General features: G+C 58.7%; 9 protein-coding genes and 2 pseudogenes. 7 read left to right on the top strand and 4 right to left on the bottom strand.

Going from position 1 to position 11,363, the window contains the following annotated elements:
- Positions 1-66: 66 nt before the first annotated feature.
- The 3 genes and pseudogenes from DOM57_RS13470 to DOM57_RS13460 form a co-directional block, all read left to right on the top strand.
- Positions 67-1,230, top strand: coding sequence for an MFS transporter (locus tag DOM57_RS13470; RefSeq protein WP_110649715.1), 1,164 nt, complete (start codon positions 67-69; stop codon positions 1,228-1,230).
- A 143-nt stretch (positions 1,231-1,373) separates the two neighbouring features.
- Positions 1,374-1,745: a transposase gene (locus DOM57_RS13465; RefSeq protein ID WP_162619537.1), complete on the top strand. Its 372-nt coding sequence runs from the start codon at positions 1,374-1,376 to the stop codon at positions 1,743-1,745.
- Positions 1,724-2,392, top strand: a pseudogene (locus DOM57_RS13460) (IS3 family transposase); the annotation flags it as partial. The gene DOM57_RS13465 and the pseudogene DOM57_RS13460, both read left to right, overlap by 22 nt.
- Here the strand turns inward: DOM57_RS13460 and DOM57_RS13455 are convergent.
- From DOM57_RS13455 to DOM57_RS13445, 3 genes and pseudogenes are all read right to left on the bottom strand, one after another.
- Positions 2,385-3,425, bottom strand: a pseudogene (locus DOM57_RS13455) (IS3 family transposase). The pseudogenes DOM57_RS13460 and DOM57_RS13455 overlap by 8 nt on opposite strands.
- 103 nt (positions 3,426-3,528) lie before the next feature.
- Positions 3,529-3,738 carry a HigA family addiction module antitoxin gene (locus tag DOM57_RS13450; RefSeq protein ID WP_162619536.1) on the bottom strand — a complete coding sequence of 70 codons (210 nt, stop codon included), beginning with the start codon at positions 3,736-3,738 and terminating at the stop codon, positions 3,529-3,531.
- A 14-nt stretch (positions 3,739-3,752) separates the two neighbouring features.
- On the bottom strand, positions 3,753-3,950 hold the full coding sequence (locus DOM57_RS13445) for a type II toxin-antitoxin system RelE/ParE family toxin (protein WP_110649713.1): 198 nt from the start codon (positions 3,948-3,950) through the stop codon (positions 3,753-3,755).
- A 321-nt stretch (positions 3,951-4,271) separates the two neighbouring features.
- On the opposite strand from DOM57_RS13445, the gene DOM57_RS13440 reads away from it, so the two are divergent.
- Positions 4,272-5,405 (top strand): Fic family protein, encoded by a 1,134-nt coding sequence (locus tag DOM57_RS13440; protein WP_110649712.1) that lies wholly within the window; start codon positions 4,272-4,274, stop codon positions 5,403-5,405.
- A gap of 104 nt (positions 5,406-5,509) precedes the next feature.
- On the opposite strand, the gene DOM57_RS13435 is transcribed toward DOM57_RS13440, so the two are convergent.
- Complete coding sequence (locus tag DOM57_RS13435; protein WP_110649711.1) at positions 5,510-6,958, bottom strand: aminotransferase-like domain-containing protein; 1,449 nt, start codon at positions 6,956-6,958, stop codon at positions 5,510-5,512.
- Positions 6,959-7,155: 197 nt separating this feature from the next.
- Between DOM57_RS13435 and DOM57_RS13430 the strand changes: the two genes are divergently transcribed.
- The 3 genes from DOM57_RS13430 to ggpS all read left to right on the top strand — a co-directional run.
- On the top strand, positions 7,156-7,395 hold the full coding sequence (locus DOM57_RS13430) for a DUF1127 domain-containing protein (RefSeq protein ID WP_110649710.1): 240 nt from the start codon (positions 7,156-7,158) through the stop codon (positions 7,393-7,395).
- Between the two features lie 365 nt (positions 7,396-7,760).
- Positions 7,761-9,056, top strand: coding sequence for an MFS transporter (locus tag DOM57_RS13425; protein ID WP_110649709.1), 1,296 nt, complete (start codon positions 7,761-7,763; stop codon positions 9,054-9,056).
- A gap of 26 nt (positions 9,057-9,082) precedes the next feature.
- On the top strand, positions 9,083-11,363 hold a 2,281-nt coding region (gene ggpS, locus DOM57_RS13420), incomplete at its 3' end, for a glucosylglycerol-phosphate synthase (RefSeq protein ID WP_110649718.1).

Raw genomic sequence — 11,363 nt, 5'->3', positions numbered from 1 at the left:
CTGTCGAACTCGGGCTTGCCTTTTGGCATCCAAGAGACAAGTGGGCACTCGATAATGTAATCCCTCATGAAAAAGCTACTCATCCTGTCTTTTGGAATGTTCGCTATTGGCACCGGTAGTTTCATTATGGCGGGCCTGCTACCCGAGGTTGCAGAGAGCCTTAATGTCAATGTCGGAACAGCTGCAGGCATGATTGCCGCCTTTGCTGCTGCATATGCATTGATGACACCTATTTCCGCCACGCTACTTGTGAATTTTTCTTACAAGCCAATTCTGATCTTTGGTATGGCTGTCCTGGCTGTAGGGCATATCCTATCTGCAGCATCTTCTGATCTTGAACTGATAATTGCTGGCCGAGCCTTGGCGGGCTTTGGTTGTGCCTTGTATATGCCAATTGCCGGAGCTGCAGCCACCGCAATAGTTGCACAGGAATACTGGGCGCGTTCATTATCCTTGATAACAGCCGGGCTGAGTGCCTCGACCGCTATTGGGGCGCCATTGGGAATTGCCCTCTCAACGAGTTTTGGTGACTGGCGGCTTGGTATGTGGTTCGTTGCCATCCTGGCCAGTTTGGCAGCTATCGGACTGGTATTTTTACTTGACCCTGCCCTTAAGCCAGTCACAAGAAAGAGACCCTTGGATCTTCTAAAACCGATCAAGAGACTCTCCATTTTGGGAGTCCTGGGAACAACCTTGTTCCTGATGACCGGGTCATACATCGTGCATAGCTACGCCAGTGTTCTTCTTGAGCCCGCCACCGCTGGTAATGGCCAGACTTTGGCTTTATTGATGGCTTGCTGGGGTGTTGCAGCGACTATAGGAACCTTCTCTGCGGGTAGATTAACTGACAAATGGGGCGGCAGGACGGTCATCTTTGCAGGGCTCGGATTACTGGGCCTGGACTTCTTGATTTGGCCATTGCTTTCATCTTCGCCCGTAATGGCGGTGGTGCCCATTGTGGTATGGGGCGCCTTGGCCTGGGGCTGTTTGGTGCCTTTGCAGCACCAACTAGTTAAAACTGCGCCCTCCAGTGCGCCGATTGTTCTTGGCCTGAACACATCCGCCATCTATCTGGGAGTTTCGTTCTCCACATTTATTGGGAAGCATGTATACCAAACACTCGGAACCGAATCTCTGAATGTAGTTGCAGCGGGCTTTATAGTTCTTGCCTTCGGGATATACAGCTTTAGTCACCACATCAGTTTGAATGATAAAGCCAATATAACGTGATGATTATTTTGAACGCTTTGAAGTAAAGATTATTCCTGCCACGCGTCACTCCGGCATTGATTTAACAATCCACTCGGTGCCGGCTTGGACTTCCCCCCAGTTAAGTGGGCACGCATCGCTAACTCCCAAGCAGGAGAAAACCGATGCCGGAAATGATCACGGGGAAGAAAAACCAGCAGTACAGCACTGAGTTCAAAGTCAAAGCGGTGGAATGGAGCCACCAGGCCCACCGGAGTGTTAAGGGCGTAGCGGAAGCGCTGGATATTCATCCCTTCATGCTGTCACGCTGGCGAAAGGAATACCGTGAGGGAAAGTTCGCCATGAAGCGTGTCAAAAAAGCACCCGCCCAAGCCAAGCAGCAAATCAAAGAGCAGGATGAGATCAACCGCCTGAAGCGCCAGGTCACCGAGCTTCATGAGGAAAACGACATCCTAAAAAAGTTTCAACGTTTTCAGGCCGAGGAACGACGGAAGCGTTCCGGTTCGTCTGGAAACACCGACGGGAACACGGAGTAAAGACGCTGTGCCGCCACCTGAATGTCTCGCGGTCCGGCTACTACGCCTGGGTGAACCGAAAGCCCAGCCAGAGAGTGTCAGAGAACGCCGATCTGCTGCTCAAGATCCGTCACACCTATAACGCGAGCAACGGCCGGTATGGGAGCCCTCGCGTGTATCAGTCGCTACGACGGGAAGGCATTGAGGTCGGCGAGAACCAGGTGGCTCGCCTGATGCGGGAATGGGGCATGAAGGCGCGTGTCACGCGCGTCTATCGGCAAATGACCAAGCGCCGAGACTCGGCCAAAACACTCCCCAACTACCGACTGGAAGCGCCCAGGCCAGAGGCGACCAATCAGCACTGCAGCAACGATGTCACCTACATCAAGATGGGCCGGAAGTACGTGTTTCTGGCCGTTGTCTTGGATCTGTTCTCCCGTCGCATCGTCAGTTGGCGACTGGGTGAGAATCTGAATGCCGACTTCTCGCGAGCGACCCTGAGAGAGGCTTTCAAGACGCGACAGCCGGCGCTCGGCTTGTTGTTCCATACGGATCGGGGCATCGAGTACCGGGCCCACAAGACGCAAGCGCTTCTGAAGCAGCACCAGGTCCGTCACAGTATGAATGGACCGGGACAGTGCACCGATAATGCTATAGTGGTCAACTAATCCCGGACAGTATTTTAAGTTTTTCCTCAGCAGCAACAGGCGAAATGCCACCATTGAATGCATGAGGTCGTTGCCGGTTGTAGTGTCCTAGCATTTGCCACGCCGGCTCATGCTTTGGGTCATCCGGTAGCGCCAGAGCCTCTGGCGGAACTTACGGCTAGCGTATTGGCTTCCCTGATCCGAATGGAACATGACTTTTTCTGGTCGCCCACGCTGTTCCCAGGCGTGATCCAGAGCTTTTACAACCAGATTGGCATCCGGACTGGAGGACATGACCCAGCCAACAACCCGGCGAGCGTACAGATCCAACACGACCGCCAGATAGCTCCACCGCTGGCCACTCCAGATGTAGGTGATATCACCACACCAGACCTGGTTGGGTTGGTCTAACGCAAATTCACGAGCCAGATGGTTTGGGATATCCGGCCGTTCAACAGTGGCCTGTTTGTAGGCGTGAGGGCCTGGTTGTTTGCAGATCAGCCCCAGTTCATTCATAAGGCGCCGAACCTTGAAGCGGCCAACAGTGATGCCTTCGTCGCTGAGCATGTCCTTAATCGTCCGGCTGCCAGCAGAGCTGCGGCTCTTGGTGAACAAGCGGTTTACCTGAGCCTTCAGGGCCAGACGCTCAACGTCAATGTGGCTCCGCCGGTGGCGGTACTCGTAATAGTTGGAACGACTGACATCAAACGCTTCACAGACCAATTCCGTAGACTCCTGCTCCCTCAATCGGTCTATCAGCGCGTACGATTCATCTCATCCGACATCAAGAGAGTGGTTAATATGTCCTACTCCCGTTCAGCCGATTACAGCGGGCTTCCAGCTCTTGGATACGGCGTTGCTCCGGGGTTAGGGCCTTGCCCTTCGGGGTGATCCCTTCGCGCTCATCCGTTAGCTGTTGAACCCATCGCCGGAGGGCGCTTTCACCCACTCCCAGGGACGTACTCGCCTGGGCAATGCTGTAACCTTGATCCAGCACCAAGCTGGCTGCTTCCTGCTTGAATTCAGGAGTAAAGGAACGTCGCTTTCTGGTCATCAGACACCTCGTTTATGGTGGCGATCTTACCACCTTCGTTGGTGTCCGGAATCATTGAACCACTGCAAACATCCCATAACTCAACCGCGTGTTGAATGTTCAGTCAGAACTCCGGTGTATTTCCCAGAGCCGCTGCCAGCTTGATGGCCATAGGCGCGGTCAGGGTGCCTTTGTCGTGAACAATCCGACTGAGGGTATTTCTGTGCACACCCATTGCTTCAGCCAGTTCACTGATTTCAATGTTCATCGGCTCCAGGAGCTCGGTGACCAGCATTTGGCCCACGGTCACCGGACGACGTTTTGTAGTTCTCATAACTATAGTCTCCACTAACCCTTGTACGCATGGGAGGCTAGATACGCATCCAAGACGGTACTGTCTTCCCAGCGAAAGATCAGGCGATACTGTTTGTATACCTTGTTTGAACACCATCCAGACAGGTTTACCTGCAATTGCTGTGCGTCAACATCGTTTAAATGAGAACGAACCTGTTTGGAGAGTGATGTTATTATATCTAAGGCTAACATGAAGGTGCTACGAGGCAGCCTCAACAGCTGGATATCACAATTGAAGCGTATGCAGGGTTCCCAGTTTCCCACTTATCCCAGTATTGAAATGGGTGATCAGGAGCCGGTTCTGAAAAAAACACAAATATTTGCGCTTTTATCGCAGTTTTTTTGCACTCCGCATGTGCTCCATGCATGTTTATAAATTATTGTTTTTGTTTGGGTTATTAGATTCTGCATCGGTAAGTGAGCGGCGAGTGAGCCGAATAGCGTCGATATTCGGCTCATTGTTTGAGCTGAATATGCTACGCTTTTGGCTCATTACCCTGCATGAACACGCCAATGACCGCTTCCTCAACATGGATCTGGCAACGACCACAGTGGCCTAGGTTCCACTGGCAGTCGGAAGCCGTCGCTCCGGCGCTACGCCGAGCCACGCTGCGCCAAGGCGAGCTGCTGGGATTGAGCTATCCGGTCGATCTCGCTGAGCCCGCGCAAGCGCTGGAAACGCTACTGACCAACATCGTCAACTCCTCCGCCATCGAAGGCGAGAGGCTCAACGTACAGTCGTTGCGCTCCTCGCTGGCACGGCGGTTGGGTTTGAGCGACGAGCCAGCCTATCCCGTCTCGCCCCGTTCCGAAGGGCTGGCGGAATTGATGCTCGAAGCCGTTACCGCGCTGGAAACACCGCTGACGCTCGACACGCTGCTACGCTGGCATGCATTGCTGTTTCCCGAGCCGGGGCTATTGCAGCCCATCGCTGCCGGCCAACTGCGCCGAGACGATGACGGGCCGATGCAAGTGGTCTCGGGACGCATCGATCGGCCCAGAGTCCACTTCGAAGCGCCTCCGGCCACCCGCCTGGAAGCAGAACTGGCCGGCTTCGTCGAGTGGTTCAACGCCAGTCTCGGCGATCACGCACTGGACCCCCTGATACGTGCCGGGCTGTGCCACCTCTATCTGATCACTCTGCATCCGTTCGAGGACGGCAATGGACGTCTGACCCGGGCGCTGACCGACCGCGCCCTGGCCCAGGCCGAAGCGCAAAGCATCCGACTCTACGCCATGTCGGAAGCGATCATGGCCAGACGCGGCGACTACTACGCGGTGCTGGAGTCGACCCAGCGCGACGGACTGGACATCACCCGCTGGCTGATATGGTTCCTGGAAATCCTGGAAAGCGCGATGAACGAGGCCATCGCCAAGATCGAACGCACGCTCCAGCGTCAGCGATTCTGGCAACGACACGCCCAGACAGCGCTGTCGGATGCCCAGATCAAGGTACTCGAACGCCTGCTGGAAGGCGGCGAACGTGGCTTCGAAAATGGTATCAGCGCCTCTCAGTACCAGAAGGTCGCCAAGGTCAGTAAAGCCACCGCAACCCGCCACCTGCAGGATCTGGTCGCGAAGGGCTGCCTCGAACCGTTGCCCGGTGGCGGCCGCAGTACGCGTTATCGAATCATCGGCGACCAGTGATGCCAAGGTTACATATCGGCAACATGACCTACGAACGGGTACACTCGAAAGTCACCGCATAAGAATGACGAAGCCCGGCTGCCATTGCCGCGCTGAACCCGGCATCAGGCCGGAAGTGCGGCGGCGGATACCGCTGCCGGCTGCTCGTCGAGCATCTCGCCCACCCATTCCCCGACGCGCCGCAACGCGCCTTTCACCGGCTCATCGAGCACCGTGTAATTGATTCGCAGGCAGTGGCGGTACTTGCCGGTGGCGGAGAACATCACCCCCGGCGCGATGCGGATGCCTTCCCGCATCAGGCGTTGATTGAGCGCGACGGTATCGACCCGCGGATCGCACTCGAGCCACAGCATGAACCCCCCTTCGGGATAGCTGACGCGAGTCGAGGACGGGAAGGTCTCGCCGATCAGATCGAGCATGGCGTTGCGGTTGCGCTGGTACTGGCGGCGCATGCGGCGCAGATGCGGCTCGAAGTGGCCCTCGCGGATGAACTCGGCGATCGCCAGCTGCCCCTGGGTGGCGGTCGAGCCGGTGCCGACGTATTTCATGTGCAGCGCCCGCTCGAGATAACGGCCGGGGGCGATCCAGCCGATGCGCAGCCCCGGCGCCAGGGTCTTGGAAAACGAGCTGCACAACAGTACCCGGCCATCCTCGTCGAAGGATTTGATCGTCGGCGGACGCGGGAAGGCGTAGGCGAGATCGCCGTAGACATCGTCCTCGATGATCGCCACGTCGAAACGCTGCGCCAGGGCGTAGAGCGCCCGTTTGCGCTCGGCCGATAGCGTGTAGCCGAGAGGATTGTTGCAGGTCGGCGTGACCTGGATGGCACGGATCGGCCACTGCTCCAGCGCCAGCTCCAAGGCTTCCAGGCTGATCCCGTGCTCGGGATCGGTGGGAATCTCCATCGCCTTCATGCCGTAGGCGCGGATCGACTGCAGCGCACCGTAGAAGCTCGGCGAATCCACCGCGATGATGCCGCCCGGTTCGCAGACCGCACGCATGGCGACCGAGATCGCCTCATGACAACCGGTAGTGACGACGATCTCGTCCTGGCGCAGTCGGCATCCCTGGCTGACCGACAGGCGGGCGATCTGTTCGCGCAGTTCCGGCCGGCCGTGGAGGGTGTCGTAATTCAGTCCGATCAGATTCTGGCGCCGGCTGACCCGCGACAGCGAGCGCATCAGCGGCTTCAGGGTCGGGGCGTCGATATCCGGCATGCCCCGGCCGAGATGGTAGAGTTCGGTATCGGGCAACACGCAGGTGCCCTCGCGCACCTGCTCCCACTGCGAGACCTCCACCGGCCGTTGAGCGGTACGTCCCGCCGGCGGCAGCACCGGGCGTTCGCGCACCTGGCAGACGAAGTAACCCGACTTCGGCCTGGCCTGGATGAGCTGGGCGTCCTCGAGCTGATGATAGGCCTGTTGCACGGTGGAGAGGCTGACACCGTGGGCCTTGGCCAGCGTTCGCACCGATGGCAACCGATCCCCGGCCTGGTAGTAACCTCCCTGGATGCGCTCGCGCAGTTGTTCGGCCAGTCGTTCATAGCGATGCATGGCGGCTCCTCAACGGACTCGAAGGTCATTGTGTATGGTGAACCGATCGAGATCACGATACAGATGCTACCGAAATCCGGCATACAGACAGGTTTTAACCGTTTCTGTATGCCTAACATAAGCGTTTTCTGGATCTGTATGGCAACTGCTCGCCTGCCTAAGCTGATCGCTCCCACATACCGACCGGGAGCTCTCTCATGCACTTGTCACGCCTGCTGCCCACGGCACTCAATACCCTCGACGGGCCGCACCCGGCGCACGGGACTTTCGACGATACCGGCTCGCTGCGACCGGAACCCGGCGCCACCCGGCCAAGTTACTGGCAACGCTGGCGTACCCGCCGGCAATTGAAGGAACTGGACGACCGCCAGTTGGCGGACATCGGCTTGACCCGCGCGATGGTCCACCGCGAAACGCATCTGGCATTCTGGCGCTGAATCTCCATATCGCGACAAGGCGGTGGTGGTCGGCGAGGGCACGCTTTACCTCTAGCAGCATGCAGAAAGCCGTTCGCCGTTCCCGAATGGACCGCTGGATACCCTGAACCGTCACACACGAGGATCAGTGCGACTGCTATGCTGAAAAACCGCCGGCGCGATTTTCGACATCGCGCAGCGACGGCCCGAAGGGTGCCTGCCAGGGTTGGCGGGCACAGAAAAGGTGCAGCTATCGAATAACACCGACTATGGTTTCTATTTTTAATTGATAATATAGTCTTATAGCAACAGCGGTTTTTACTGAAAGCCGCTACTTCGGCACGCTTACTGCATGGATTTGGATAAGCGATAGCAAGGAGAGAGCTATGTGGTCGTTGTTACGACCCATTCGCGCCTTGCTCGGTAGCGTGGCGCTGCTGCTGCTGGGCAATGGCCTGATCAATACCCTGTTGACACTACGCGGCGCCGGCGAGGGATTTTCGACCACCCTGATCGGCATGATCATGTCCGGCTACTTCGTCGGCTTCATCTGCGGTACCTGGTTCAGCGGCCGGTTGATCCGGCGCATGGGGCATATCCGCACCTTCGCCTTCTGTGCCGCCATTTGCGCCTCCTCCGCCCTCCTTCATCTGGTGTTCATCAACCCCTGGGTGTGGCTCGCCCTACGCGTGTTCTACGGGCTGTCGTTCATCACCTTGACCACGGTGATCGAAAGCTGGCTCAACAGTCAGGCAGCGAGTCACGAACGCGGGCGTATCTTCGCCATCTACATGGTGGTCAACCTGGGATCGCTGGCCATCGCCCAGCAGATCCTGCGCCTGGACACGCCGGACGGCTTTCTGCTGTTCGCCGTCACTTCGATTTTGATCTGCTGGGCATTGCTGCCGATCACCATGACTCGTCGCAGCCAGCCGGTGATCACCGAGCGGCCCAAGAGCAGCCTCAAGGCGCTGCTGGGGTTCGCCCCGCTGGCGGTGGCCTCCTCGGCGATGTCGGGCCTGGCGATGGGTGCGTTCTGGGCGTTGACTCCGGTCTATGCCCAACACATGGGTTTCGATGTCGCAGGCGTCGGCCTGGTGATGAGCGCGGCGATCGTCGGCGGGGCGCTGTTGCAGATCCCCATAGGCCGCTTTTCCGACAAGCACGACCGCCCGCGAGTGATGACCTGGGTGGTCATTCTGGCTGCGATCGTCGCCGCGCTGATGCCGCTGGCGCCGAACCCGATGACGCTATTGGGTCTATTCTTCCTATGGGGCGGGCTGTCGTTCTCGATCTATCCGCTCGCGGTAGCACAGCTGATCGACCAGCTGCATCCGGACGAGATCGTGGCCGGGTCGGCTGACATGCTGGTCATGCAGGGCGCCGGCAGCGCCGTGGCGCCGATCGTGGCAGGCTTCGTCATGACACTGGTCGGCAGTCAGGGATTGCCACTCTATATCGCTTGCATCCTGGCGCTGCTGGCGGCCTACGCGATCTATCGCCGTCGCCATGTGTCCACCCTGGTCAGCGGCGACACGGCGCACTTCGAACCCATGACTCCCACGAGTAGCCAGGCCCTGGAGATGATGTACGACGACGTGCAGCGAGACCTGTTCGCCGACCCCAGTTTCTATGAAGAGCACGAACGCCAGCGGATCGTCGAAATGGCTGGCAAGACCTGACGCACGCCGCTAGGCAGGAGAAAAATATGTTACTTGCGACCGATCTCGATGGAACCTTTCTCGGCGGGAGCTCGGAATCCCGCCTGAGCCTGTATCAGACCATCGCCGCCCACCCGGAGATTCAGCTGGCCTATATCAGCGGCCGCAGCCTCGAGGCCATTCTGCCGCTGTTATCGGACCCGACACTGCCGCAGCCGGACTACATCGTCGCCGACGTCGGCGCCAGTCTCTATCTTGGTGACAGCCTGCAGCCGATCCAGCCGCTGCAGAACGAAATCGACGAGCGCTGGCCGGGCGAGTCGCGCATCGCCAGCGTCATGCAGCGATTTCCCGATATCGTGCGCCAGGACGAGCCGCAGCTGCGTCGCTGTTCCTACTATTGCTCGCCGGAACAGGCCAAGGATCCCGAACTTGCACGACTCGCCAACGAACTCGACTGCGAGATGCTCTACTCGGCCGGACACTATCTCGACTTCCTTCCCAAGGGCGTCAACAAGGGCAGCAGCCTCAAGAAACTGGTCGAATGGCTCGGCATCGATGGCGAAGAAGTGCTGGTCGCAGGCGATACCATGAACGATCTCGCCATGCTCACCGCCGGTTTCAAGGCGGTCTGCGTCGGTGGATCGGAACCGGAACTGCTCGAACGGACCCAGGGCCAGACCCGGGTGATGCATGCCAGCGAATCCGGCTGTGCGGGCATCATCGAAGCCTTCGCCCATTTCGGCTTCCTCGGCGCCCACGGCATGGCGGCTGAGAATCGCCGCGACGAGACCCAGACCGGCAAGGCCGAACTGGTGATGGTCTATCACCGGCTGCCATACGAGGAGCATCGGGTCAATGGCAAGGTCCAGCGCCGACGGCCCAAGTCGCCCAACGGCATCATCCCCACCTTGCTGAGTTTTTTCTCCAACCAGCGCGGCTCATGGATCGCCTGGTCGATTTATGAAGACGATGACGAGGAAGCGTTCGTCACCCACACCAGCGTCGATGCCAAGCAATATCCACTGCTGACCGCCGCTCGCGTACCGCTGACCAAGGCCCAGGTCGACACTTTCTACAAGCGCTTCTCCAAGGAGGCATTCTGGCCAACCCTGCACACCTTCTGGGAGCGCGCGCATTTCCGCGAGGAGGACTGGGAGATCTATTGCGAGGTCAACCGCGCCTTCGCCGAGCGCACCGCCGAAGAAGCCGCGGAAGGCGCCCTGATATGGATTCATGACTACAACCTGTGGATGGTGCCGGCCTATCTGCGCGAGATTCGTCCCGACCTGCGTATCGCTTTCTTTCACCACACCTATTTCCCCTCGGCGGACGTGTTCAACGTGCTGCCGTGGCGGCGCGAAATCATCGGCAGCCTGCTGCAGTGCGACTATGTCGCCTTTCACATTCCGCGTCAGGTGGAGAATTTCGTCGATGTCGCCCGCGGCGTGGTGCCGTTGACCACCCTGGCCCGACAGAGCTGTGCCCCGCGTTTTTTGACCTACGGTTGCGCGGTGGGGCTCGAGCGCATGACCACCGCGATCGATACCGGCTCGCGCGTCGTGCGCCTGGGTGCGCACCCGGTGGGGCTCGACCTCGACCGAATCAAGAATGCATTGGCCCAGGATGTCGTGAGTACACGTATGGATGAACTGCGCCGGGAATTCACGGGCGTCAAGCTGATCCTCTCGGTCGAGCGCCTCGACTACACCAAGGGGATTCTCGAGAAGCTCCAGGCCTACGAACTGCTGCTCGACGAGAACCCCGAGTTGCACGGCAAGATCACCCTGGTCAGCATCTGCGTTCCCGCGGCGCGGGAAATGACCATTTATGACGAATTGCAGACCCAGATCGAACAGACCATCGGCCATATCAATGGACGTTTCGCCGATGTCGGCTGGACACCGGTGCAGTTCTACTTCCGCGGTTTCCCGTTCGAGGAAGTCGTGGCCTGGTATGCCATGGCCGATGTGATGTGGATTACGCCGCTACGTGACGGGCTCAACCTGGTAGCCAAGGAATTCGCTGCCACCCAGGGCATGACCCAAGGCTGTGGCGTGCTGGTGCTGTCGGAGTTCGCCGGCGCGGCGGCGGAGTTGAAAGGCGCGATCCTGACCAATCCGCACGATCTGCACGATCTGGCCCGAACCTGCTATCTGGGACTCAATCTGCCGCGGGCGGAAGCCGCAGCGCGCCTGCGCCAACTGAACGACATCGTCAGCTACAACGACATCCAGCGTTGGGGTGAGGAATTCATTGCCGCAATCAAGGGCGAGCAGGAAGTCGACACCGGCGAAAGCCTGCCCAGGACATCGACGGATCCGGCCT

Source organism: Salinicola peritrichatus, assembly GCF_003206715.1.
Taxonomy (GTDB): Bacteria; Pseudomonadota; Gammaproteobacteria; order Pseudomonadales; family Halomonadaceae; genus Salinicola; species Salinicola peritrichatus.
This window is presented reverse-complemented; position numbering and strand designations above follow the sequence as displayed.

What these genes read in the sequence shown, in the direction of transcription:
- DOM57_RS13470 (WP_110649715.1), top strand. Translation starts at nt 67, where the DNA reads ATGAAAAAGCTACTCATCCTGTCTTTTGGAATGTTCGCTATTGGCACC.
- DOM57_RS13465 (WP_162619537.1), top strand. Translation starts at nt 1,374, where the DNA reads ATGCCGGAAATGATCACGGGGAAGAAAAACCAGCAGTACAGCACTGAG.
- DOM57_RS13450 (WP_162619536.1), bottom strand. Translation starts at nt 3,738, where the DNA reads ATGAGAACTACAAAACGTCGTCCGGTGACCGTGGGCCAAATGCTGGTC.
- DOM57_RS13445 (WP_110649713.1), bottom strand. Translation starts at nt 3,950, where the DNA reads ATGTTAGCCTTAGATATAATAACATCACTCTCCAAACAGGTTCGTTCT.
- DOM57_RS13440 (WP_110649712.1), top strand. Translation starts at nt 4,272, where the DNA reads ATGACCGCTTCCTCAACATGGATCTGGCAACGACCACAGTGGCCTAGG.
- DOM57_RS13435 (WP_110649711.1), bottom strand. Translation starts at nt 6,958, where the DNA reads ATGCATCGCTATGAACGACTGGCCGAACAACTGCGCGAGCGCATCCAG.
- DOM57_RS13430 (WP_110649710.1), top strand. Translation starts at nt 7,156, where the DNA reads ATGCACTTGTCACGCCTGCTGCCCACGGCACTCAATACCCTCGACGGG.
- DOM57_RS13425 (WP_110649709.1), top strand. Translation starts at nt 7,761, where the DNA reads ATGTGGTCGTTGTTACGACCCATTCGCGCCTTGCTCGGTAGCGTGGCG.